This window comes from Enterobacter sp. CPE_E1241 (assembly GCF_045618265.1).
GTDB lineage: Bacteria > Pseudomonadota > Gammaproteobacteria > Enterobacterales > Enterobacteriaceae > Enterobacter > Enterobacter adelaidei.
The window spans coordinates 1,738,497-1,761,767 of record NZ_JBIWYV010000001.1; the positions used below are offsets into that span (position 1 = coordinate 1,738,497).

A 23,271-nucleotide genomic window follows, 5' to 3' on the forward strand; every position below is an offset into this window, starting at 1 on the left:
TCGGAAAGTAAAAAGTGGAGTGGGTAATGAACAACGTAAACAGTCTGCACGCCGCGCCAGACCTGCAAGACAAAGACGAATCCATCTTTCAGGCGTTGATGACTGCGATTGTCGAACATCAGCTGCTGCCGGGGAGTAAGTTGCCGGAAGAAGCGCTGGCCGAGGTCTTCGGCGTGAGCCGCACGGGCATCCGCAAGGTGCTGCAACGACTCGCGGCTGTGCAAATGGTCACGTTAACGCCCAAACGTGGTGCACATGTCTCCAGCCCGACAGTAGAAGAGGCGCAACATATCTTTCGCACACGTGCTCTGCTGGAGGTCGCCAACCTGCCGGACGTGCTGGCCCACTGCCAGCCGCCACATCTGGCGGCACTGGAAGCCATTATTCGTCAGGAGCAGCAGGCGCACGAGGCGTACGACGGCCCGGCGGCAATCCGCCATTCCGCCAATTTTCACATTCAGCTACAGGCCATCTCCGGCAACCAGGTGCTGACGGAGATGGTGACCAGCCTGAGCCAGCGCTCGTCGCTGGTGATTGCCACCTGGGGCGCGCCGTGGCGTCAGGGTTGCCGCTGTAACGATCACGAACAGCTTGTGGAGCTGCTGCGCCAGAAAGCGCTCCAGCCGCTAAGCGATGCCCTGATGCACCATTTTGAACATATCGTCGCCAGCCTCTGCTTCGAGCGGGCGGGCGAGTGCCTGCCTGATTTTGCCCGGCTGTTTGCCGGCCACAAGGAGTCGTAATGTCTGTCTGTATACAAGTGATCAACCCCAATACCAGCCTCGCGATGACGGAAACCATCGGCGCGGCGGCCCGGGCGGTGGCTTCGCCGGGTACGGAGATCCTCGCGGTCTGTCCGACTGCAGGCGTGCCGTCGATAGAAGGCCATTTTGATGAGGCCATTGCCGCCGTTGGTGTCCTTGAGCAGATCAAAAAAGGCAGAGAGCAGGGCGTATCGGGTCACGTGATTGCCTGCTTTGGCGATCCGGGCCTGCTGGCGGCGCGCGAGCTGGCGCAGGGGCCGGTGGTCGGCATTGCCGAAGCCGCCATGCATATGGCCACGCTGGTGGCGACACGCTTTTCTATTGTCACCACGCTGCCGCGCACGCTGATCATCGCCCGTCACCTGCTGCACCAGTATGGCTTCCAGGATCATTGTGCAGCCCTGCACGCCATCGATCTCCCGGTGCTGGCGCTGGAAGACGGCAGCGGTCTGGCGCAGGAAAAAGTGCGCGCGCGTTGTATACAGGCACTGAAAGAAGATGGCTGCGGGGCCATTGTGCTGGGCTGCGGAGGTATGGCGACGCTGGCGCAGGAGCTGACGCGCGAGCTGCGTGTGCCGGTCATCGACGGCGTCAGCGCGGCGGTAAAAATGGTGGAGTCGCTGGTAGCGCTGGGGTTATCGACCAGCAAGCATGGAGACCTGGCGTTCCCGGAGAAAAAAGCGTTAAGCGGACAGTTTCAGGCATTAAATCCATTTTAATTTTGGGGGGTGGCAATGGGGCTTTTTGAACAGGATTACCCGCGGGATCTGCGTGGCTACGCAGGTACTCCGCCGCACGCGCAGTGGCCGAATCAGGCGCGCATCGCCGTGCAGTTTGTGCTCAATTATGAAGAAGGGGCGGAAAACCACGTTCTGCACGGCGATGCCGGTTCAGAGCAATTCCTGTCGGATATCATCGGTGCAGCCAGCTACCCCGATAAACATATGTCCATGGACTCCCTCTACGAATACGGCAGCCGCGCCGGGTTCTGGCGGATCCACAATGAATTTCAAAAGCGCGGTCTGCCGCTGACGGTCTTTGGCGTGGCGATGGCGCTGGCGCGTCACCCGGAGATCGTTGAGGCGATCAAAGCGGCGGATTACGACGTGGTCAGTCACGGCTGGCGCTGGATCCATTATCAGAATATGGACATCAGCCAGGAGCGTGAACATCTGCAGAAAGCGGTGCATGTACTGACCGATCTGTTTGGCAAGCCGCCGACCGGCTGGTACACCGGACGCGACAGCCCTAACACGCGTCAGCTGGTGGTGGAGCACGGTGGTTTTGACTACGACAGCGACTACTATGGCGATGATTTACCCTTCTGGACGGAAGTGGCGTGTGGCGACGGTACCCGTAAACCACACCTGATTGTGCCATACACGCTGGATGCGAACGACATGCGCTTCGCGACCGCGCAGGGGTTTAACACCGCCGAGCAGTTTTATACGTATCTGAAGGACAGCTTTGATGTGCTGTATGAAGAGGGGGAAAGCGCGCCGAAGATGATGTCCATCGGCATGCACTGCCGCCTGCTGGGGCGTCCGGGGCGTTTTCGCGCGTTGCAGCGCTTTCTTGATTATGTGCAGCAGCATGAGCGGGTGTGGGTCTGTACCCGTCAGCAGATTGCCGACCACTGGCGGGAAGTGCATCCGTTTCAGAAGTAATGTGTCGTGTTTAGCCGGGTGGCGGTTACGCCTTACCCGGCCAGCTATCTTACGACATCACACTCACCTGTGCCGCCACGATCCGCCACCCACACGCAAACCGCACCCACGTCTGCTGCTGGCGACCAGGTCGCTGTGTGGAACTAAAACGGGTGTGCTTACAATCGGTTTTGCGGTCTAGATCATGAGGACGTTTGACGTTCCATGGGACGTTGCAACTGAAGCCGGCCTCAAAATAGTGGTCTGGGGACTGGCAGCCACTAGCGTTCTTTTCTGGAGCTACCACTCTGATTTTAACGTAATCAAATTCACAGCACCGTTTATGGTCAGCCTGTTCTGGTGCAGCCTTTTTCCGGTGCTGGATTATAACGCAGGCATTCGAGATGACTTCCCTATTCAGATGGATATTAGCTGGTACGGTAGCGCGTTCTGGCAGTTGATTGTCTTCTTGGCAGTAAATGAGATCGGGTATGGAATCATTTACTATTTCCACAGATGTAACAGTTATTACTGGTGATTTGGTTCGCATAATGACGTTATGTGTAAATAGGCTGCTGCGGTGCTCGATTCTCGCAGCGGCCTGTTCAACATAACGCGTGCTACATTATGCGCACCAAAAAAAGGATGCGTGCCTGGAGCTGATGTTACGGGAGCATCGCATCGAAATACTTCATTTCCTCCTGGTAGCTTCTTACAAGGCAATTGCTCACTTCGGCTGTTTCAGCATCAGTTCCTTTCGAATCAATCGTTTCCAATTGGCATTTTTTATCAATCATCTCTCCCCATGATTTTTTAAGCTCAAGAATCAATGATTTATGATCTTGATTATTATTGATTTGTGCATCAACAGATTTGTTTAAATTATCTAATGCTGCTTTTATTTCCCCTGAACTTTTTTGATTAATGCTCGCAAGTTGGCTATTTTCCTCCTCAGAAAATGCAGCAGTACTGACTCCTGAATATGCAATGAACGACAAGAGCAAAACAATGCTATATTTTAGATTTTTCATCCTTCACACCCCAAAGCGGAATCTTTATCACAAGCCAGTTTTGCCGACAAATCACTAAGACGATCAATGACAACGGAGTTGCAATCGTAAACAGATTCCTTCTTGCTATTCAGATTTGTAACACTAACCCCACGACTTTCACTCTCATCCTCATAATTACTAAATATCGTGTATTTATACTCTGCATTTACAAACGACACGTTGAAATAATCAGTTTGAAATCGTGAGTAATGATTGTATTTAAATCCTGAATAATCATTACCTTTCGACTCATAGTTAAATTCAGTTTTGTGGTCTTTCGATAAGGTGTACCGAAGTACACCTTTGTTTTCATCTAGTTTGATTGTTCCTTTTGCAGTATTGCACACAAAATATTCATCACTTGCAAACGATGAACCACACAAAAAAATCGCAACTAACGCAAAGAACTTATAATGATGCATTGTAATTTCTCTCCATTTTTAAATTATATCCCTTCTGCCTTGGTCCGTTATATCTTTGTGCAAACGAAAGCCAATCTTTAGTCCGAATGGAACACAATAAAACCCTATCAGCTTTAATGAAACTAACGAATGCTTTCAACTGATTTTTCTCAGACTTACTTAATGCAAAAACGAAATCCTCAGGGCTAGCGTAGCCTGCTGTGGCATAGTTCGACGCCAAAATCTGAAACTTACCCCAAGAGGCTGATTTTAAAGCTGCTTTCTTGTCTAGAGTATACGCTTTGACTAGTTTTGCATACTGTATTGATGTTGCACCATACCCACCCGCAGCAGGATTTGATATATCGTCGAACTGGTCATACTTTTCATTCGTATATTTATGAAAGTGATGCCTTTCAAATAATATCGCAGGAACATAATCATCGTTATCTTCAAATTTAAAATAGGCTCCATAGGAGCCGGTTTCTGTTTTTGCTACAGCTTTAATTGCTGCGACTTCGCATCCCAATTCCTTTGCAGCCTCTTCATAATCAGTATCGTCAATTTTGTCTCCATTATAGAAATTAATAAACTCTATAGGAGTTAGCTCCCCATTCACAGGAGTCTTGGGAAACTCTGCACTTCGTAATATTTCTAGAAACTCAAGCGGATGAAAATGCCATACTGACCGCTGACTGGCGAACGGCGGCACCTTATCCATCCAGCGCGATGCATCCAGGAATCCCCCGTTGGCCATCTTAACAACTGGGCTTTCATCCCTGGCCTTAAATACCGATGACCAGCGTGTATCATCGCGGGTACTGTGCCAGTCGCTGTCGTGTTTTACTATCAGGCGTCGAGCATATTCCGGGATATTCATCTGGTTCGTATGCAGTGCGCCAAACAGCTGCGCATCCTGAGATTTATCGGGATATGGGCTGTGCGGTCTTCTGTTTTCAGTATTACGGATAAGGCTGTCATAAAACATTCCGGCCTGTGAGCTATCCGGTCCCTTTTCTCCATCAAAGTGTGCGCGGATGCTTTTCAGAGCGTCAATCAGCCAGTGTTCATCCAGCGTGCGCGTAAAATCGGTAGTATGTTCAGCTTCAATACAGTGAAAGTTGAGTCCAGCTAAATCATGCTGACTGAGCTGCTCCACGTCGTCCTGGTGCATCCACGTATGCGGGCGGATCTGAAAGTATGTTACGCCGTTTTTATCCGTAAACGGGTACGTGGCATCACGCGGAATAATTTTTCCGGCATCGGCTCGGGTAATGGCACTTATTTGCTCAAAGGTACTTTCCTCGTCCTCCCCGCATCTAAGGTACAGCGGGCGTTTCAGCTTCAACTTAATGAACTGTTTGCCCGCTTTAATCCCTTTCACGTTTGCCACAATATCCGGCACATGCTCATCCAGGCTCAGCAACTCGATATGGGCTTTATATTCCGTGGTGATAACCTGCGGATAGTTATCTTCGTCAGCCAGATCCTGAGCGCCGAGGAATCCGACTGCATCCCCTGCTTTTACCGCCACTTTCAGCGGCGCAGGTGGCACTACCACATCATCAAACACGCCGTGATTCAGTGCGCTGTGCATCCAGTCAGGCAGGCACACATAACATTCGCCGTCAGGCTCCAGAAATTCCGGGCGCATTGAGACCCAGAAAAGTTCTCCGGCGGGCTTACCGTCCTGAAGACGCTGCACCAGGGCGAACGGCTCCGGTCGTTGTTCCAGTAAAAATGATTTCTGTTGCAGTATGGCAAGCGTGTCGCTCTGCACGAGTGTTCTGGCGTGGCCGTGTTTATTTGCCAGCACGTCCGGCGCGATTTCACGGCTGTCATCATGGCGGGAATGTTTACGCATCCGCACGCCGTGACCTTTCGGCGTGACCCGGTAAAGCGGGCGTTTCGGAAATTCTGACAATGGCGCGATGTGCATGTAAAGCTGGTACAGCGTCAGCCAGGTAGCTTCATCCTGTTCGTCTGGCTTGTAAACTGATTTAACCAGCACAAAGGTGCCGGACTGGCGCAGGGGGCGTTCCTGATTACACTCGATAGCAGTGTAATCGCGGTTAACCCGCCATGCCACCACCTCGCCGTCCATCATGAACTGGAGCGGCACCGATTTTTCCGGAATATCCGGATCTAGCACCGAGGCCGGAGACGATGACGTCCCGATGTGGATCCCCCCGTGCCAGTAGCGATTTACGCCAAGTAACCACCACCCGTGGGCGTTTTTGCGGATGTCGGTCAGCAGTTCGTCATAGTTCTTATAGTCCCGTCCGTCGGCTTTCCGTACCGGATAACGTATGTTCATCATCCTTCCTTAAGTGAAATTCCTCAAAACCTTAATCATCGGAGGGAGTTAAAAAAAGGGAAGCAGAAATTAACGCAACTGTATTGCTATATATGACGGAAAAGACGGTTTAGCAGGGGGCGCGAAGCGCGGGGAACTGTGTTTTATGGTATCTCACCCTGGTATCGGCGGATTGACGACGGGCGAATGATGCCGCCTTCCATGCCTGGTGGCATCAACACATCACCGATGCTCTCTTCCAGGTCTGAAGAATAACGACAATATCCGTTTTGTATTTTTCCGTACCATTACGTGCACTGCTAAAAAGCGCTCAGAGCGATTTTCCGCTCTGAGCCGCAATAAAAAAAAAACGAAAAACGCGTCTGGTGAATTCTGAGGTCATGAATGACTATTCACCCGGATGCATGTCTTTCGTTTGTAAAATGACCACGATCATTTTTTCCATAAAGCAGAGGGACTTATGCAACCCTATAAACAACCGTGAGTAAATATCTCAGCGGTGGCCTATGGATGTAACTGTAAGCATCTTTTCATTACGCCATCAAACTCACCTGTGCCGCCACGATCCGCCACCCACAGGCAAACCGCACCCACGTCTGCTGCTGGCGTCCAATGCGTTCTGTGCCTTCGCGGGTAAACTCGGTGCTGCACACGGCGTAATCTTCACCGAAGGTGGTGATCACCGTGTGACGCAACGTCCGCTGCAACCCGGCGGACGGACGTGCCGCGCGAAAGGCGCGGATTTCCTCAATGCCGTACAGGTTTTCACCCGCACCCAGCCGCACCGTATTTTTGTCATGCCAGAACAGCTCGTCCAGCACCGCAATGTTGTTGCTCACCAGCGCGTCTTCATAGCGGTAAAACGCGGCCGTCACCTCTGTAACCACCCACGGGAGGTTAATGTCATCGTGATTCATCATGCTGCACGCTCCGCCGGACGGGCATCGGTTATTCCTCTCTCTTCCAGAACCCGCGCCACGCGCAGGCAGGCCTGCTCGTTAAACGGCGCGGCAATCAACTGCAGGCCAATCGGCGCACCTACGGCGGTGCGTAGCGGAACGGTGGTGACGGGCAAACCCAGAAACGAAATCGGCTGCGTCAGCATCCCCATGCTGGCGCGAACGGGTAGCTGCTGACCGTTGATTTCCATGAATTGCTCGCCAATCAGCGTGGCGCTGCGTGGCGTTGCCGGGGCGATAAGGATATCAGCCTGGGCGAATAGGGTTTTGAACGCCTGCCGGGCGTGCGCGCGAAAACGCTGGGCCTGAATGTACCAGGCGGAGGGGATCATCGCCCCGGCCAGCAGCCGCTCACGAGAGTGTGGTTCGAATCGTTCAGGCTCGCCGCGAAGCGCGGGCAGGTACTGATTTCCTCCTTCGGAGGCGCTGATGATAAACGCTGCGGAACGTGCCAGTTCGGCATCCGGGAAATGCAGTTCATCCTGCACGTCGAGCGCTTTTGCCACCCGCGCTACGGCGTCGCGGGCGTCCGCGTCGCACCAGGTGGTGAAATAGCCGCCAAGCACGGCGCAGCGCAGACCATCAAGCCCGCGATCGAGCAAGGGACGCGTCTGTTCGCGCGAGCTTTCTGCCTGAAAACCGTCGCTGGTATCCCGCCCTTGCAGCGCGTCGTATACCGACGCCAGATCGCTCACGCGGCGGGCAAACGGGCCGATATGGTCCAGACTTGCCACAAAAGGATGGCTACCGGAGCGCGATAAGCGGCCAAAAGTGGGCTTCAGGCCATATATCCCGCACAGGGAAGCCGGAACGCGAATGGAGCCATTGGTGTCGGTTCCGAGCGAAAAGTGCACCAGCCCGGCGGCAACGGCGGCGGCAGATCCGCCGGACGATCCCCCCGCAATGCGCGCCATATCGTGCGGGTTATGCGTCGCGCCGTAGTGGCTATTTTCAGTGGTAAAGCCGTAGGCGTAGGCATCCATATTAACCATCCCGGTCAGCAACCCGCCGGCACTGCGCAACTGACGAACCGCAAAGCTGTCTGCGGCAGCGGCAGGGCGCTGGCTGAACAGTTCCGCCCCTGCAAGCGTGGTGTGTCCGGCAACGTCAAACAGGTTTTTCACCGCGTAGGGCACGCCTGCCAGCGGCGGTAGCGGGCGTTTTTCCCGGCGCAGGGTGTCGATATTTTCGGCCTCGGCGAGCATGCGTTCTTCCGTTACGGCGGTCCAGGCGTTGATCTGCGGGTTAACGCGGGCAATCGCCTCCAGCGTCTGGCGGGCAATCTCGCTCGCGCTCAGCTCGCCCGCGCTCAGGGCCTGCTGGATCGCGCTGATACTCATTTCGTGTAGCGTCATGCTTTATACACTCCTGCAATCTCCAGACGGTCGTCGAGCGGCAGCGCCATCAGCGGGGCGGCCATGGCGGCAATGCGGCTGAACTGTAATTGCAGCTCGGCGCGACGGGGGGCGTCCAGCGTCACGCCGAGCACGGTTTCCATTTGCGCCAGATACGCGTGCCAGTCGGGTTGTTGTGTTGTCATTGTTTTCTCCTCAGAATCCGGCAGCCGCGCCGTTGCTGCGCGGGTCAAATGCCCCTTCGAACAGGCCGTTCGGGTGGCGGACAATCGCGCCCGCGTGGCCCATGGCTTCACTGAAGTCAGGGAATATTTCCACCTCATGACCCAGCGTCCGGAGCTGAGAAACCGTCTCAGCAGTGAAGCGACCTTCCAGTTTTAACGTGTCCGAGGTTTGTCCCCAGGTGCGTCCCAACAGCCAGCGCGGGCGGGAGATGCTCTCCTGCAGCGGAACGCCCTGAACGACGTAGCGGGTAAAGAGCGTGGCCTGGGTTTGTGGTTGCCCGTCTCCGCCCATCGAACCGTAGACCATCACGCGCCCGTCGTTCAGCCGTGCCGCCGCCGGGTTGAGGGTATGGAAGGGCTGTTTGCCAGGGGCAAGCGCCAGAAGATGTTCGGGGTCGAGGCTGAAAGAGGCGCCCCGGTTCTGCCAGACGATGCCGGTATCGGGTAGCACCACGCCGCTGCCGAACTCGTGATAAATACTCTGGATAAACGACACGGCAAGCCCGCTGTTATCCATTACCCCCATCCACACCGTATCGCCGGGGCCTTTTCCGGTGCCCCACGGTGCGGCGCGGCTGTCGTCAATTTGTCCGGCAAGCGTCTGAAGGGCAGCGGGTTCCAGCAGGCTCTGGATATCGGTTTTCAGCTCGCGCGGGTCGGTGATGTGGGCATCGCGCAGGCCAAAGGCCAGCTTGGTGGCTTCAACGATGCGGTGAATGGTTTCGGCGTCGTCGGCCTTCGCCATATTCAGGCGATCGGTGATGCCGAGTATCGCCAGCGAGACTAGCCCCTGCGTCGGCGGAGCGTGGTTAAAGATCTCCCCCTGATGATGCTGCAAGCGCAGCGGCGTGGTGCGCCGGGCGGCATGCGCGTGTAAATCGGCCAGCGTAACGGGCAGACCCAGTTTCGCCATTCCCCGCGCCAGGCACTCTGCCAGCGGGCCGCGGTAAAAGCTGTCCAGACCGTCCTCTACCAGGCGTTTGAGCGTTGAGGCCATGGCGGGCTGGTAAAAACGGCTCCCGACCTGCGGCGGTTTGCCGTCCACCAGCCAGGTTTCCGCGAATCCTGGGATCTCTTTCAGTTCCTCGTATTTACTGGCCGTGGCGCTGGCCTGAGAGGCAGTGACCGGCGTGCCATTCTGCGCGTAATCAATGGCGTCGGCCAGCAGGCGAGCCAGCGGCAGCGCCTTGCCGGTCATCTCGCGCGAGACCTTAAGCGCCTCGTCCCAGCCGCTGACCGTTCCGGCGACGGTCAGCGCCGCCTGAGGTCCGCGATGGGGAATATGTGCCAGCCCGTCGTAGGCGGCGAGCGTTGCCAGCGAACCCGCCGCACCGCTGGCGTCAATGGCGATCGGATCGCCTTCCGGCGGCACGATAAGCCAGAAGCCATCGCCACCCAGCCCGTTCATGTGCGGGTAAACCACGGCAACGGTGGCTGCCGCTGCGACCATCGCTTCTATCGCACTGCCGCCTTCGCGCAGTACTGCCAGCGCGCTCTGGCTGGCAAGATGGTGGGGTGCAACGGCCATGCCGTGCGTGGAGACATTACTTTGCATGAAGCGTCCTCGTAACTTTGAAAGTCACAAGGTGCTGCAAAAGCTGTTCCAGTTCTGAAAGAAAAGTTTCAGTAAACTGGCACGTATAATGAAAGGTAGAATCAAAGGCAAAATGTGATGAAACAAAAGTTACAGAGGCGCTATGGAACAACTGGATGAACGTCTGAAAGCACAATACCCGTCACTGTCGCCGCAGGAGCAGCGGGTGGCGGATTTTATTTTCGATCACTTTGACGACCTGATTAGCTACAACAGCGCTGAGCTGGCGCAGCTCAGCGGGGTGTCGAAAGCCACCGTGAGCCGCCTGTTTAAGCGTCTGGGCTATGAGAAATATAAGGACATGCGCGACGAACTGCGCACGCTGCGCCAGAGCGGGATGCCGCTTACCGATAACCGTGACGCGGTGCAGGGTAATACGCTGCTGGCACGTCACTATAAACAGGAGATGGCGAACCTGACCCAGTGGGTCAATACTCTCGACGCGCAGCAGTTTGCCGAGGCGATGGCCTGCATGGTGAAAGCGCGGCGCATTATCATTATGGGTATGCGTAACGCCTATCCGGCAGCCTTGCATCTCCGCCAGCAGCTGCTGCAGGCGCGCGGACAGGTGCTGGTGCTGCCGCAGCCCGGGCAGAGCCTGAGCGAGGAGCTGGTAGATTTAACCGCTGACGACCTGGTTATCATGATGGCTTTTCGCCGTCGCCCGCGTATTGTCCGCCCGCTGATGCAGCAGCTTCAGCAAAGCGGAATTCCGGTGCTGCTGATGTGCGAGCCGCAGGCGCACAGCCTGTTTCCGCTGGCAAGCTGGCAGCTTTGCGCCCCGCTGGACAGCGTTTCGGCCTATGACAGCTATTCCTCGGTCAACAGCCTGATCAACCTGCTGGCGAATGCCTTCCTGCATGAGATTCTCGATAAAGGCCGTCCGCGCATTCACGAGATTGCCTCCCTCTACCAGCAACTGGACGAACTCGAACAACGATAATGGGGCATCAGGCTGGTGCTTTGCATCTAAATGGTGCATCTGGCGGGTCGGGAAAACACGCGTTTTTTCGACCAGCCTCCGTTTTATATGGCTTTAGAAGAATATTTCCCGCTTCGCCTTATCTGGCACATTAGTTGCAAAATCACATTCAAAGAATCTTTTGTTTCATGTTAACGTTACGGGGAAGCACCATGAAAAAACTGTTGATTGCACTGACCGGGGCCGTATGTCTCTTCACACAACTGCCCGCAAAGGCGGACCAGCTTCAGGATATTGAGAAACGCGGCACCATCCGCATCGCCGTTCCGCAGGATTTCCCGCCGTTTGGCTCGGTGGGGACCGATCTGCAGCCGCAGGGGTATGACATCGACATGGCGCGTTATCTGGCTAAACAGATGAAGCTCAAGCTACAGCTGGTACCCGTGACCAGCGCCAACCGCGTGCCGTACCTGCAAACCGATAAGGTGGATCTGGTCATTTCAAGCCTCGGTAAAAACCCGGAGCGCGAGAAGGTGATCGATTTTAGCCGCGCCTACGCACCGTTCTTCCTCGGCGTGTTTGGCCCGAAAGGGGCAGAGCTGAAAGATGCCGCCGCGCTGAGCGGAAAAACCATCGGCGTGACGCGCGGGGCGGTGGAGGACATGGTGCTGACCAGCCTGGCACCGAAAGACGCTGACGTGAAACGCTATGAAGACAACAACACCACGCTGTCTGCCTACCTTTCCGGGCAGGTGCAGTATGTGGCCACCGGCAACCTGGTGGTAGCGGCCATTTCCCGCCAGAACGCGGCTAAAGCCCCGGTACCGAGCTTTATGCTGAAGGACTCACCGTGCTTTATTGGGCTGAAAAAGAATGAACCGGCGCTGAAAGCAAAAGTGGATGCGCTGATTGAGCAAGGCATCAAAGACGGCACGCTGAACGGCCTGTCTGAGCAATGGCTGAAAGCTCCGCTGCCGGCAAACCTTGGCGCCTGAGCCGATGACAGAGCAACTTCATTTCTCCGAACTCTGGCCACACTGGCCGGAGTTGCTGGCGGGGTTGTGGGTCACCATTCAACTGACCGTTATGGCAACTTTCGGCGGCCTGGCAATCGGTATTTTTGGGGCGGCCATTCGCAGCGGGCGGGCGACGTGGTTCAGCCGGATCTGGGGCGGTTACGTGGAGATTATTCGTAACACGCCGTTTGTGGTACAGCTGTTTTTTATCGTTTTCGGCCTGCCTAATCTGGGGTTGAAAATGACCGCCGGGGAAGCGGCACTGCTGGCGATGGTGGTGAACCTTGGCGCCTACAGCACCGAGATTATCCGGGCAGGCATTCAGGTCACGCCGAAAGGGCAGTGGGAGGCCGGACGCGTGTTGGGGCTCACCCGCCTGCAGACCTTTATTCGCGTGGTGTTGCCGCCTTCGCTGCAGCGCATTTACCCGGCGCTGGTGAGCCAGTGCATTATCGTAATGCTCGGCTCGTCGGTGGTGTCGCAGGTCTCGTATGAAGAGCTGACCTTCGCCGCCAACCTCATCCAGTCCCGAACGTTTTTGAGCTTTGAGGTTTACCTGGTGACAACCGGCATTTACTTAGCGCTGTCGATTACCCTGCGCCAGCTGATGATGGCGGCAGGACGGAAATGGCTGGGGGTGCAGGCATGATGACCACCTTTACCGACTGGGACATTATTCGCAACCTGCTGCTGGCCGGGCGCTGGACGGTGCTGCTGTCGCTGGTGGCGTTTGTCGGCGGGGCGGTGGTGACGCTGCCGCTCCTGCTGCTGCGCCTCACGGGTGGACGCACGGTCAGGCGCATCATCCGCGGCTATATCGAGCTGTTTCAGGGCACGCCGCTGCTAATGCAGCTATTCCTGGCCTTCTTTGGCGTGGCGCTGTTCGGCATCGACGTTTCGCCGTGGACCGCCGCCTCGCTGGCGCTGACGTTCTACACCAGTGCCTTTTTGCTCGATATCTGGTTTGGCAGCATTCGCGCCCTGCCAAAAGGCCAGTGGGAAGCGTCGCGCTGTCTCGGGCTGACGTTTGGCCAGACGCTGTTTCGCGTGGTCGCCCCGCAGGCGCTACGTATCGGCATCGCCCCAACGGTCGGTTTTGCCGTGCAGGTGATCAAAGGTACTGCGCTGGCGTCGATTATCGGCTTTATCGAGCTGACCAAGGCCGGGACGATGCTGACTAACGTCACGTACCAGCCGTTTAAGGTCTTTGCGCTGGTGGCGCTGGGCTACTTTATTCTGTGTTATCCGCTGTCGCGCTACAGCCGCTATCTGGAGACGAAATTCAATGCCTCTCATCACCATTAATCAGGTGCAGAAGTACTACGGCGAAAACCACGTGCTCAAGGGCGTCGATCTGGATATCGACATGGGCCAGGTGATCTCCATTATCGGGCGCAGCGGGTCGGGCAAAAGCACGTTGCTGCGCTGCATCAACGGTCTGGAAGGGTATCAGGACGGCAGCATTAAACTCGGCGGCATGACCATTACCGACCGGGATTCCCAGGCGCGTGAAATCAGCCGCTCGGTCGGTATGGTGTTCCAGAGCTTCAACCTGTTCCCGCACATGACGGCGCTGGAAAACGTGATGCTCGCTCCGCGTCGGGTGCTGAAGAAAAGCGCCGCCGAATGTCGGGAGCTGGCGCAGCGCATGCTGGAGAAAGTCGGGTTGGGTGACCGTCTGGATTACTACCCGTCGAGCCTCTCCGGGGGCCAGCAGCAGCGCGTGGCGATTGCCCGCGCCCTGGCGATGTCGCCTAAAGTTTTACTCTGTGACGAGATCACCTCCGCGCTTGACCCGGAGCTGGTGGGCGAAGTGCTCAAAGTGCTTGAGCAACTGGCGGCCGAAGGGATGACGCTGATCCTTGTCACGCATGAAATGAATTTTGCCCGCGAAGTGGGCGACCGCGTGGTGTTTATGCATCAGGGGAAAGTGTGGGAGCAGGGCGACAGCAAAACGCTGTTTGCCAACCCGCAGACCACAGAACTGAAGCAATTTATCTCCTCCGTACGCGGTCTCAACTAATGAAGGACACCAAAATGGACATCGCACACTTTCCGCAAATCAACCCGCCGCAGCGCCTGCTGATGGGTCCGGGCCCGATCAACGCCGACCCGCGCGTGTTGCGCGCCATGTCGAGCCAGCTGATTGGCCAGTACGATCCGGCCATGACCCACTACATGAACGAGGTGATGGCGCTCTATCGCGGTGTATTCCGCACCGAAAACCGCTGGACGATGCTGGTGGACGGCACATCCCGCGCGGGGATAGAAGCGATTCTGGTGTCAGCCATTCGTCCAGGGGACAAAGTGCTGGTGCCGGTCTTTGGCCGCTTCGGTCATCTGCTGTGCGAAATTGCCCGCCGCTGCCGCGCGGAGGTACACACCATCGAAGTCCCCTGGGGCGAGGTGTTCACCCCAGACCAGGTTGAAGATGCCATCAAACGCGTGCGCCCGCGCCTGCTGCTGACCGTGCAGGGCGATACATCCACCACCATGCTGCAGCCGCTCGCGGAGCTGGGTGCCATCTGCCGCCGTTACGACGTGCTGTTTTATACCGATGCCACGGCCTCGCTCGGCGGTAACGCGCTGGAGACTGACGCCTGGGGGCTGGACGCGGTCTCGGCAGGGATGCAGAAGTGCCTCGGCGGTCCGTCGGGCACATCGCCGATCACCCTTAGCGCGCGAATGGAGGAGGCGATCCGCCGCCGCAAGTGCGTTGAGGAGGGCATTCGTACCGACGCCCACCGCGACGGCGACGAGGAGATGATCTACTCCAACTACTTCGATCTCGGTATGGTGATGGACTACTGGGGGCCAGAGCGTCTCAACCACCACACCGAAGCGACCACCGCGCTGTTCGGCGCCCGCGAATGCGCGCGTCTGATCCTGCAGGAAGGGCTGGATAACGGCATCGCTCGCCACAAGCTGCACGGCGATGCGCTGCTGAAAGGCATTCAGGCGATGGGGCTGGAAACCTTCGGCGACCTGCAGCACAAGATGAACAACGTGCTGGGGGTGGTGATCCCTCAGGGCGTGAATGGCGATCGGGTGCGCAAGCTGATGCTGGAGGATTTCGGGATTGAAATCGGTACGTCATTTGGCCCGCTGCACGGCAAAGTGTGGCGCATTGGCACTATGGGCTACAACGCGCGTAAAGACTGCGTGATGACCACCCTGAGCGCGCTGGAGTCGGTACTCAATTACCTGAAATTTACCACTACGCAGGGCGCGGCGATGCAGGCCGCGTGGGACCACTATCGCAGTGAGACGCCAGAATGAGCCCGGCGGCAGAACGGGTGATGGCGCGCGCCGACGCGCTGGCCGCCATCAGCGAAAGCCCGGATGCGCTGACACGGGTATATCTCTCCACGCAGCATTTACAGGCCAACCAGCTGGTTGGGCAGTGGATGAGCCAGGCGGGGATGACCGTCTGGCAGGACAGCGTGGGTAATATTTGCGGACGTTACGAAGGCGAGCGAGAGGGCGCCCGGGCGGTGTTGCTGGGTTCGCACCTGGACACCGTGCGCAATGCCGGGCGCTACGACGGTATGCTTGGGGTGCTCACCGCCATCGAAGTGGTGGACAGTCTGCATCAACAGGGGATTCGCCTGGCGCAGGCTATCGAGATTGTTGGCTTTGGCGACGAAGAAGGCACCCGCTTTGGCATCACGCTATTAGGTAGCCGTGGTCTGACGGGAACCTGGCCGCAGGGCTGGCTGGAGACGTGCGATGCCGGTGGCATCAGCGTGGCGCAGGCGATGGTGCAGGCAGGACTCGATCCTTCACGCGTGGCAATGGCGGCACGACATCAGGACGATTTCAGCGCCTGTCTCGAGTTGCATATCGAACAGGGGCCGTGTCTGGAGCAGGAAGGTCTGGCGCTGGGGGTGGTAGAAGCCATCAACGGCGCACGCCGCCTCAATTGTCGCTTCATCGGTGAAGCCGGCCATGCCGGGACCGTACCCATGAATCATCGCAAAGACGCACTGGCGGCGGCCGCTGAATGGATGATGCAGGTTGAAAACGCCACTTTGCAACACGGTGGTAATCTGGTCGCGACGGTCGGTGAGCTGCGCTGTTTTCCCGGTGCGGTGAACGTGATCCCCGGTGAGGTTGCGCTTTCGCTTGATATTCGTGGCCCGCAGGATGCGCCGCTTGATGCGCTGCTCGGTGAACTGCTGTTGCAGGCGCAGTCGATAGCGGCCCGACGCGGGATGCATTTTGCTGCCGAAGAGTTTTACCGCATCGCCGCCACGCCGTGCGATACGCGTTTGCAGCGTCTGCTGGGGGAGGCCGTTGAGTCGGTACAAGGGCGCTCGTTATCCCTGCCCAGCGGTGCCGGGCATGACACCATCGCCCTGGCGGAGCGCTGGCCGGTCGGGATGCTGTTCGTGCGTTGCAAGGGGGGCATCAGCCACCATCCGGCGGAGTCGGTGATGGCTGAAGATGTCGCGCTGGCGATTGAGGCGTTTGGGCTCGCGGTCACATCGCTGGCGTCTATTTAGTGTTTTTCCGGGTTCGTAATGCGGGCAGCATCCTTTCCAGGGTGTTGTCATGCATGACGTAATGGTGAAACAGCGCAGCGGCAGCGTGCAGACCAATCAGGTAATAACCGGCATTGGCGACGATCTCATGGACCTCTTTCAGCCCGTGTTGCAGGTTCACGTCTGGTGTGGCCGCGACGGGCAGTGCGATCCCGAAAAACGACCACTCAATCTGACCGAAGTAAAGAGAGGCCATGCCCAGCAGAGGAAGTGAAATGAACATCAGGTAGATCAATCCGTGAAGGGATTTTGAGGCAATCTCCTGCCAGCGTGGCGGGGCAGGAACAATTTCCGGATCGCTGTTTCGCAGCTTCAGCACCACTCTGAGGATCATCAGCAGCAGAACGCTTAGCCCTGCCGTGTAGTGGATCAGCACCATAGTGGTTCGCGCGGGTGTTCCCTTCGGTGCGAACCCTTTCAGGTTCATGGTGGCATAGGCGACGATAATCACCAGTAGGACCAGCCAGTGAATTATTATCTGGCTTCGTGCATAGCTGTTTTTCATTTTTAACTCACCTTACAGGGTTATAAGGTGAGTTATAGAAGAAATAACTTAAGCAGACATTAACGGTCTTAGCCTGGACGACAAGGCGCGTTAAATTACTCCAGCCCCAGCGTATATTGCGCGATCTTGAAGTAAATAATCAGCCCGGTACCGTCGATCAGCGTGGCGATAAACGGCGCGGAGACGACGGCCGGATCAATGCCGCAGCGCTTAAGCACCATCGGAATGACGGACGAGACAATCGCACTCCACAGCGTAATGCAGACCAGGGTCAGACTGACGATGAGCGTGATTTCCATCCCAATACCCATCATCCAGGCACGAATACACCCGGCCAGGCCGAGCGTGGCGGCTATCATCAGCGAGGTGCTCATCTCTTTACGCAGCACGCGGCCAACATCACGCAGATGCACTTCCCCCAGCGCCATGGCGCGCACCAGCGTGGAGGTGATCTGCGTTCCGCTGTTACCACCGGTACCAATCAGCAGCGGGATAAAGAACGCCAGTGCGATGGCGGATTCCAGCGCCTCTTCAAAATGCTGGATCACCGAGCTGGTGTAAGCTTCTGCGACAAACAACAGCAGCAACCAGACGGAGCGTTTCTTCCACAGACTGAAGGCGCTGGTTTCCAGATAGGGTTTCTCCAGCGGCAGCGTTGCCCCCTGAAGCTGAGCATCTTCGGTGACGTCATCTTCCAGCAGATGCGCAATTTCGCGCTCGGTGAGGCAGCCAACCAGCTTTCCATGGGTGACCACGGGCACGACATCCGCACCACCGTGTGCCAGCAGGCCGGCGACATCGGCGCGTTCATCCTCCGGTTTGACCTGCAGAAACTGCGAGATCATCAGCGCTCTCACCGGTTGTACCGTATCGGTGGTCTGCAGTAATTTGCGCACCGCAATCATGCCCGCCAGGCGACCATTATCTTCGATAAAAATATGCGACGGAATATCATCATCTTTTAATTTCTCAAAGAATTGCTCGCGTGCCAGCGCCACGCATAATGAAATATCGAGGACAATAAAATCGGTATTCATATATTGCGCGATGGCGCTGTCATTGAATGCCAGGTTTTGGTTGTGAATAGCGTAAGACATAGTGAATTCCCTTTGAATAATAAAATCTCTCAGGGGCGAGCAAGACAGGGCATGTCGAAGAGGAGATCCCCACGTCCTGGTTTCAGCACTGTACACCGTATCCCGCGAGGGAAGTTATACTGACAAAGCCTTGATTCGACAGTGCCTGTTTTACCCTGTGCCGGTTCTCTCGAACCCACCAGAGCGATAACGTGTATTTGTACAGGAGCCTCGCCATAACGAGATCGTTGTAAAACGAAAGAAATAATACGCTTATTTTATTTTACCGCTCAGGATTTTAAATAATGTTTAAGAATGGTTTAGGAGAATCTTATTAATGGAATGTTGAAGGTTTATTTAAGGTTGTTCATTTTAAATGGAGAGTGAAAAGAAAAATGGAGGAGGGGAAAATGACATGGCTCGACAATCTGCTGAATCATTTTGCGCTTTATCCGGCACACCTTTTTGCGGTGTTGTTTATCATGGCACTGAGTAAATCGACGGTGCTGATCTCTTCCGTGCTGCCGCCTGCCTCGGTGATGCTATTGGCGGGCATTACCGTCAGCCAGGCTAGCATGCATCCTGCGCTGGCATGGCTGGCCGTGGTGATGGGCGCAACGGTGGGTTCGGTGCTGAATTACCATATCGGTCAGTTGATGGGGAACACGCGGTGGGTGGCACGCTTCACCGCAAAACATGCCGACAAATTTTTACGGGTGCAACATCAGCTACAGAAAAACGGCGTGCTGGTGCTGTTCACTGCGCGTTTTCTGGCGGTGTTGCGCTATATCGTGCCGCTGGCAGCGGGTATGCTCAGGCTTAACGTGGCGAAGGTTTACGTTGTCAGTCTGTTCTCTGCGGCCGTATGGGCGGCGCTGTACGTCGGCATTGTCACCGGCATCAGCGCCTTTTGAACTACAGGTTTCCTGTTCCGCCGTCGACCAGCAGTTCCGTACCTACCGTGTAGCTCGATTCGTCAGAGGCCAGATAGAGTGCGGCTTTCGCCAGCTCTTTCGGCGTCCCCATTCTTCCCAGCGGGACCAGGTTTGCAATATCCCCCTGTAAGGCTTTCTGCGCTTCGGCGCTTAACCCCAGCTTGTTGAGCGCCGGGGTTTCTACCGGACCCGGGCTTAAACCGTTGACGCGAATGCCGCGCGACAGCAGCTCTGCTGATAGCGTGCGGGCCAGCGACAGTAAGCCCGCCTTGCTTGCCGCATAAACGCTGCTGGTGGGCAGACCGATACGTGCGCTCACGGACCCACAGAGGATCACCGAGGAAGGATTATTGAGCAGCGGCAGCAGGGCCTGAATCAAAAAAAACGGCCCTTTCAGGTTGATGCGCATCAGACGATCCCAGGCATCTTCCTGCCACTCTTCCAGCAGACCGTGCGTCACGTCTCCGGCGTTGATAAAGACGGCATCCAGCCGCGGCCAGCGCGAGGCGAGCGTCTCCGTCAGCGCTTTTTGTGCGGCGATATCTCCCGCATCAGAGGGGATCACCCAGGCTTTGTCGCCCAGAATGCGTTGCGCTTCCGCAAGGGTTTCCGGATGACGTCCGGTGACGGCCACGTGCGCCCCTTCGGCGATAAACTCCTGCGCGGTGGCAAGGCCTATGCCGCTGGTCCCGCCGGTAATCAGCGTATATTTACCTGCTAAACGACCCATGTTCTTCTCCTGAAATGACTCTGGAGAAAGCACTATAGAAACGTTAGTATCGAAAGGAAACCAGGTACCGTTTGGATACTAATGAGGCAAGAGGTGTGCGATGGCGGAATTACTCGATGTTCCCGGCGAAAAAAAATCTGACGTTTATCTGTGTCCGATGACCCAGTTTGTGAACCTGATTTCGGGTAAATGGGCGATCCCGATCCTCTATCGCCTGATTGTGTTGAATACACCGGTTCGCTTTGGCGATCTGCTGCGCGCCGCCGCTCCCATTACGCAAAAAGAGCTAACGAAACAATTGCGTTTGTTCGAACAGCGCGGGCTGGTGTCGCGCACGATTTACCCGGAGATCCCGCCGCGTGTGGAGTATCAGATAACTGAACTGGGGTTAACCCTACAGGGCGCGCTCTCGCCGCTGGCCGCCTGGATGCGTGAATACGGCGACCAGCTCAAACGATAGACTACTGTTTGACATAGCGCGGTGCAGGAATACCGGTGCGCGCGCTGTTAAACAGCTCAAGACGTGCGACTTCGTAGCGTTCCCACAGGCTGACGTCATGCATCGGTGGAATGGTGATCAGCTCACCCTGATCCAGACCCGCCAGCGATGCGTCGACCATATCGTCGGTCGTCATCACCGATCCTTCCGGCAGATCGTTAACCGTCACGCCAGAATGACTCCAGATCTCTGTAGCCGTGGCGGCAGGCAAAACAGCCTGAATACGCACATTGCTGTCGGCAAACTCTTCCTGTAGTCCGCGGGTAAAGCTAAGCACCCACGCCTTGGTGGCACTGTACAGCGCGCTACCCGCCCGCACATGCAGGGACAATACCGAGGCGATATTGATCAGCGTACCGCGATTGTTTTGCGCCAGACGCGGCAGGATCGCATACGTCAAACGCATCAATGCCGTGGTGTTAAGGGTATTAATCGCCTGATGCTGTGCCACATCGCCCGCGAGGAAGGGCGCCATCTGCGCCGTGCCTGCGTTGTTAATCAGCGTGTCGATAGCGGTATTGCTGCGCAATTCCTCTTCCACGGCGCGGATCCCGGTTTCCTCGGTTAGATCGGCGACCAGAATATCGACAGATACGCCATAGCGCTTGCGAAGATCCGCGGCCAGCGTTTGCAGACGTGCCTCACGTCGGGCGACCAGCACCAGGTTGGTGCCACGTGCAGCCAGGCGATCGGCATAAACAGCGCCAATTCCGGAAGAGGCGCCCGTAATCAGGGCGGTAGTGAGTTGCGTAGTCATCGTGTGTTACCTCTGAGCAAAGTGGGTTATTTGGTTTCAATATGGAACTGAATTCACTCTCTGCTATTTGGTTTTATAATGCAACCATTTTGCTGGCGATTTTTTGTTTTTGCCTGGCGAAGCGGGTCAGGAAGGAAGTTTTGGCACGATCTCTTCAGGTGTCAGTTCGCGGCCATCGTCGGCGATAAGTGCCAGTTTACGCAGAGGTTTACGCCGTTCGGTATCGACCAGCACGGTACCGAATTCGTCTTCAGCAAACAAAAATTCATTGCCCCACTGCGACAGCGCAACCAGTACCGTCTGCAGGGCGCGCCCTTTATCGGTCAGGACATACTCCTGCCAGGCGCTGCCGTCGGATGCCGGCTGGAGCGTGAGGATACCTTCGTCGACCAGCAGTTTCAGACGCGTGGTCAGCATGTTTTTCGCAATACCGAGGCTTTTCTGGAACTCACCGAAGCGCGTAATCCCCCGCAGCGCGTCGCGAACAATCAGCAATGACCACCAGTCGCCGATGATATCCAGCGAACGGGCTACAGGGCAGGTGCTCTCTTCAAGACGGGTACGTTTCACAGTCAATTCTCCGGCGGGGTATGGTTTTATTATAAAACTAATCTGTCTACCGGGTAAGTCTGTTATTCATCAGTTTGAGAAATGCTTCCCGGAAAAGTGTCACGAATCTGTCACACTAAACGCGACATTTAAAACGAGTGAGGAATTAGGGATGAGAAAAGCACTACTCGCGCTGGCAATCGCCGGTTCCATTTCAGCGACATTTGGCGTGCAGGCGCAAGAGACGCCGGAAGGGTATCAGCTGGAGCAAGTTTTAATTATGAGTCGTCATAACCTACGCGCGCCGCTCGCCAATAACGGCAGCGTACTGGAACAATCGACGCCGAAGCAGTGGCCGGAATGGGAGGTACCAGGCGGTCAGCTCACCACCAAAGGTGGCGTGCTTGAAGTCTACATGGGCCATTACATGCGGGAATGGCTGGCTGAGCAGGGGATGGTGAAGACGGGAGAATGTCCGCCAGCGGATAGCATCTACGCCTATGCCAACAGCCTGCAACGTACCGTTGCCACCGCGCAGTTCTTCATCACGGGGGCCTTCCTGGATGCGATATCCCTGTGCATCACCAGGAAAAAATGGGCACCATGGATCCGACCTTTAATCCGGTGATTACCGATAACTCGCCTGAGTTCCGAGAAAAAGCTCTGAAGGCGATGGAAGCGGAACGGCAGAAAATGCAGCTCGGAGAAAGCTATAAGCTGCTGGAGCAGATGACCAATTATGCTGATTCGCCGTCCTGCAAAGAGAAGAAAATATGCTCTCTGGCGGACGCGAAAGATACCTTCAGCGCAGACTATGAAAAAGAGCCCGGCGTATCCGGACCGTTGAAAGTGGGTAACTCGCTGGTCGATGCGTTTACGCTGCAGTATTACGAAGGTTTCCCGGCCGATAAGGTGGCCTGGGGAGAAATCAAAACCGACCAGCAGTGGCGCGTGTTGTCGAAGCTGAAGAACGGCTATCAGGATTCGCTGTTTACCTCCACCGAAGTGGCGCAAAACGTGGCGAAACCGCTGGTGAAATATATCGACAAAGCCCTGGTGACCGATCAGGCCAAAGCCCCAAAAATCACCGTGCTGGTGGGGCATGATTCGAACATTGCTTCGCTGCTCACCGCGCTGGATTTCAAACCGTATCAACTGCACGACCAGCACGAACGTACCCCGATTGGCGGCAAGATTGTCTTCCAGCGCTGGCATGACAAAAATGCCAATCAGGAGCTGATGAAAATTGAGTATGTCTATCAGAGTTCGGAGCAACTGCGAAACGCCAGCGTGCTGTCGCTGCAGTCTCCGGCGCAGCGCGTGACGCTGGAACTGAAGGGATGTCCGGTTGATGCCAACGGTTTCTGTCCGGTCGATAAATTCAATGCGGTAATCAACAACGCGGCGAAATAGAAGATACCCCCCG

At 56.2% G+C, this 23,271-nt stretch carries 24 protein-coding genes, 3 pseudogenes and 1 riboswitch; of the genes and pseudogenes, 14 read left to right on the forward strand and 13 right to left on the reverse strand.

Annotated features, from left to right (window positions below; genetic code table 11):
* The first annotated feature begins 26 nt into the window (after positions 1 to 26).
* From ACJ9Y9_RS08335 to puuE, 3 genes and pseudogenes are all read left to right on the forward strand, one after another.
* Positions 27 to 743 carry a GntR family transcriptional regulator gene (locus tag ACJ9Y9_RS08335; protein WP_028019148.1) on the forward strand — a complete coding sequence of 239 codons (717 nt, stop codon included), beginning with the start codon at positions 27 to 29 and terminating at the stop codon, positions 741 to 743.
* Positions 743 to 1,614, forward strand: a pseudogene (hpxA, locus tag ACJ9Y9_RS08340) (allantoin racemase). Before ACJ9Y9_RS08335 ends, hpxA begins: the two are co-directional and overlap by 1 nt.
* The gene (gene puuE, locus ACJ9Y9_RS08345; RefSeq protein ID WP_229255562.1) at positions 1,532 to 2,431 is read left to right on the forward strand and encodes an allantoinase PuuE; all 900 of its coding nucleotides are present in this window, start codon (positions 1,532 to 1,534) and stop codon (positions 2,429 to 2,431) included. The pseudogene hpxA and the gene puuE overlap by 83 nt, the downstream one beginning before the upstream one ends.
* Positions 2,432 to 2,480: 49 nt before the next feature.
* Here puuE and ACJ9Y9_RS08350 read toward each other — a convergent pair.
* Positions 2,481 to 2,570, reverse strand: a pseudogene (locus ACJ9Y9_RS08350) (AtzH-like domain-containing protein); the annotation flags it as partial.
* A gap of 45 nt (positions 2,571 to 2,615) precedes the next feature.
* On the opposite strand from ACJ9Y9_RS08350, the gene ACJ9Y9_RS08355 reads away from it, so the two are divergent.
* Positions 2,616 to 2,948, forward strand: a complete 333-nt coding sequence (locus ACJ9Y9_RS08355; protein WP_032666991.1) for a hypothetical protein — start codon at positions 2,616 to 2,618, stop codon at positions 2,946 to 2,948.
* 127 nt (positions 2,949 to 3,075) lie between these two features.
* Here the strand turns inward: ACJ9Y9_RS08355 and ACJ9Y9_RS08360 are convergent, their stop codons facing one another.
* From ACJ9Y9_RS08360 to hpxW, 7 genes are all read right to left on the reverse strand, one after another.
* Positions 3,076 to 3,441, reverse strand: a complete 366-nt coding sequence (locus ACJ9Y9_RS08360) for a hypothetical protein (protein ID WP_028019145.1) — start codon at positions 3,439 to 3,441, stop codon at positions 3,076 to 3,078.
* Positions 3,438 to 3,884 (reverse strand): hypothetical protein, encoded by a 447-nt coding sequence (locus ACJ9Y9_RS08365; RefSeq protein WP_028019144.1) that lies wholly within the window; start codon positions 3,882 to 3,884, stop codon positions 3,438 to 3,440. Before ACJ9Y9_RS08365 ends, ACJ9Y9_RS08360 begins: the two co-directional genes overlap by 4 nt.
* Positions 3,871 to 6,183, reverse strand: coding sequence for an N-acetylmuramidase family protein (locus ACJ9Y9_RS08370; RefSeq protein WP_032666990.1), 2,313 nt, complete (start codon positions 6,181 to 6,183; stop codon positions 3,871 to 3,873). The genes ACJ9Y9_RS08365 and ACJ9Y9_RS08370 overlap by 14 nt, the downstream gene beginning before the upstream one ends.
* Before the next feature lie 530 nt (positions 6,184 to 6,713).
* Positions 6,714 to 7,100, reverse strand: a complete 387-nt coding sequence (gene hpxZ, locus ACJ9Y9_RS08375; protein WP_028019142.1) for an oxalurate catabolism protein HpxZ — start codon at positions 7,098 to 7,100, stop codon at positions 6,714 to 6,716.
* Positions 7,097 to 8,494 carry an AtzE family amidohydrolase gene (locus ACJ9Y9_RS08380; protein ID WP_028019141.1) on the reverse strand — a complete coding sequence of 466 codons (1,398 nt, stop codon included), beginning with the start codon at positions 8,492 to 8,494 and terminating at the stop codon, positions 7,097 to 7,099. The genes hpxZ and ACJ9Y9_RS08380 overlap by 4 nt, the downstream gene beginning before the upstream one ends.
* Positions 8,491 to 8,679: an oxalurate catabolism protein HpxX gene (hpxX, locus tag ACJ9Y9_RS08385; RefSeq protein ID WP_028019140.1), complete on the reverse strand. Its 189-nt coding sequence runs from the start codon at positions 8,677 to 8,679 to the stop codon at positions 8,491 to 8,493. Before hpxX ends, ACJ9Y9_RS08380 begins: the two co-directional genes overlap by 4 nt.
* A 10-nt stretch (positions 8,680 to 8,689) precedes the next feature.
* Positions 8,690 to 10,273: an oxamate amidohydrolase gene (hpxW, locus tag ACJ9Y9_RS08390; protein WP_028019139.1), complete on the reverse strand. Its 1,584-nt coding sequence runs from the start codon at positions 10,271 to 10,273 to the stop codon at positions 8,690 to 8,692.
* 142 nt (positions 10,274 to 10,415) lie between these two features.
* On the opposite strand from hpxW, the gene hpxU reads away from it, so the two are divergent.
* The 7 genes from hpxU (at position 10,416) to hpxK (ending at position 16,755) form a co-directional block, all read left to right on the forward strand.
* Positions 10,416 to 11,255 (forward strand): MurR/RpiR family transcriptional regulator HpxU, encoded by an 840-nt coding sequence (hpxU, locus tag ACJ9Y9_RS08395; RefSeq protein WP_028019138.1) that lies wholly within the window; start codon positions 10,416 to 10,418, stop codon positions 11,253 to 11,255.
* A gap of 191 nt (positions 11,256 to 11,446) precedes the next feature.
* A complete protein-coding gene (locus tag ACJ9Y9_RS08400; protein ID WP_028019137.1) occupies positions 11,447 to 12,229 on the forward strand; it encodes a transporter substrate-binding domain-containing protein in 783 nt (260 codons plus the stop codon).
* Positions 12,230 to 12,233: 4 nt separating this feature from the next.
* Positions 12,234 to 12,899: an amino acid ABC transporter permease gene (locus tag ACJ9Y9_RS08405; RefSeq protein ID WP_028019136.1), complete on the forward strand. Its 666-nt coding sequence runs from the start codon at positions 12,234 to 12,236 to the stop codon at positions 12,897 to 12,899.
* The gene (locus ACJ9Y9_RS08410; RefSeq protein ID WP_032667002.1) at positions 12,899 to 13,555 is read left to right on the forward strand and encodes an amino acid ABC transporter permease; all 657 of its coding nucleotides are present in this window, start codon (positions 12,899 to 12,901) and stop codon (positions 13,553 to 13,555) included. Before ACJ9Y9_RS08405 ends, ACJ9Y9_RS08410 begins: the two co-directional genes overlap by 1 nt.
* Positions 13,536 to 14,273, forward strand: a complete 738-nt coding sequence (locus tag ACJ9Y9_RS08415; RefSeq protein WP_010429436.1) for an amino acid ABC transporter ATP-binding protein — start codon at positions 13,536 to 13,538, stop codon at positions 14,271 to 14,273. The genes ACJ9Y9_RS08410 and ACJ9Y9_RS08415 overlap by 20 nt, the downstream gene beginning before the upstream one ends.
* Before the next feature lie 14 nt (positions 14,274 to 14,287).
* Positions 14,288 to 15,529, forward strand: coding sequence for an alanine--glyoxylate aminotransferase family protein (locus ACJ9Y9_RS08420; protein ID WP_028019134.1), 1,242 nt, complete (start codon positions 14,288 to 14,290; stop codon positions 15,527 to 15,529).
* A complete protein-coding gene (hpxK, locus tag ACJ9Y9_RS08425; RefSeq protein ID WP_028019133.1) occupies positions 15,526 to 16,755 on the forward strand; it encodes an allantoate amidohydrolase in 1,230 nt (409 codons plus the stop codon). Before ACJ9Y9_RS08420 ends, hpxK begins: the two co-directional genes overlap by 4 nt.
* Here the strand turns inward: hpxK and cybB are convergent.
* Both cybB and ACJ9Y9_RS08435 read right to left on the reverse strand, forming a co-directional pair.
* Positions 16,748 to 17,299: a cytochrome b561 gene (gene cybB / locus ACJ9Y9_RS08430; protein ID WP_028019132.1), complete on the reverse strand. Its 552-nt coding sequence runs from the start codon at positions 17,297 to 17,299 to the stop codon at positions 16,748 to 16,750. The genes hpxK and cybB overlap by 8 nt on opposite strands.
* A gap of 95 nt (positions 17,300 to 17,394) precedes the next feature.
* The gene (locus ACJ9Y9_RS08435; protein WP_028019131.1) at positions 17,395 to 18,396 is read right to left on the reverse strand and encodes a magnesium transporter; all 1,002 of its coding nucleotides are present in this window, start codon (positions 18,394 to 18,396) and stop codon (positions 17,395 to 17,397) included.
* Positions 18,397 to 18,456: 60 nt separating this feature from the next.
* A riboswitch (M-box (ykoK) riboswitch) is annotated at positions 18,457 to 18,626 on the reverse strand.
* 159 nt (positions 18,627 to 18,785) lie between these two features.
* On the opposite strand from ACJ9Y9_RS08435, the gene ACJ9Y9_RS08440 reads away from it, so the two are divergent.
* Positions 18,786 to 19,289: a DedA family protein gene (locus ACJ9Y9_RS08440; protein WP_028019130.1), complete on the forward strand. Its 504-nt coding sequence runs from the start codon at positions 18,786 to 18,788 to the stop codon at positions 19,287 to 19,289.
* Position 19,290: 1 nt separating this feature from the next.
* On the opposite strand, the gene ACJ9Y9_RS08445 is transcribed toward ACJ9Y9_RS08440, so the two are convergent.
* A complete protein-coding gene (locus tag ACJ9Y9_RS08445) occupies positions 19,291 to 20,040 on the reverse strand; it encodes an SDR family oxidoreductase (protein WP_028019129.1) in 750 nt (249 codons plus the stop codon).
* Positions 20,041 to 20,140: 100 nt separating this feature from the next.
* Here ACJ9Y9_RS08445 and ACJ9Y9_RS08450 point away from each other — a divergent pair, with 100 nt between their 5' ends.
* The gene (locus ACJ9Y9_RS08450; RefSeq protein WP_028019128.1) at positions 20,141 to 20,500 is read left to right on the forward strand and encodes a helix-turn-helix domain-containing protein; all 360 of its coding nucleotides are present in this window, start codon (positions 20,141 to 20,143) and stop codon (positions 20,498 to 20,500) included.
* Position 20,501: 1 nt separating this feature from the next.
* Here ACJ9Y9_RS08450 and ACJ9Y9_RS08455 read toward each other — a convergent pair whose 3' ends face one another.
* Together ACJ9Y9_RS08455 and ACJ9Y9_RS08460 are read right to left on the reverse strand one after the other, a co-directional pair.
* Entirely contained in the window at positions 20,502 to 21,296 is a 795-nt protein-coding gene (locus ACJ9Y9_RS08455; RefSeq protein WP_028019127.1) for an SDR family oxidoreductase, read from the reverse strand.
* Positions 21,297 to 21,422: 126 nt separating this feature from the next.
* Positions 21,423 to 21,866, reverse strand: coding sequence for a helix-turn-helix domain-containing protein (locus tag ACJ9Y9_RS08460; RefSeq protein ID WP_028019126.1), 444 nt, complete (start codon positions 21,864 to 21,866; stop codon positions 21,423 to 21,425).
* 151 nt (positions 21,867 to 22,017) lie between these two features.
* Between ACJ9Y9_RS08460 and agp the strand changes: the two are divergent.
* A pseudogene (agp, locus tag ACJ9Y9_RS08465) lies at positions 22,018 to 23,258 on the forward strand (bifunctional glucose-1-phosphatase/inositol phosphatase).
* Positions 23,259 to 23,271 lie beyond the last annotated feature (13 nt).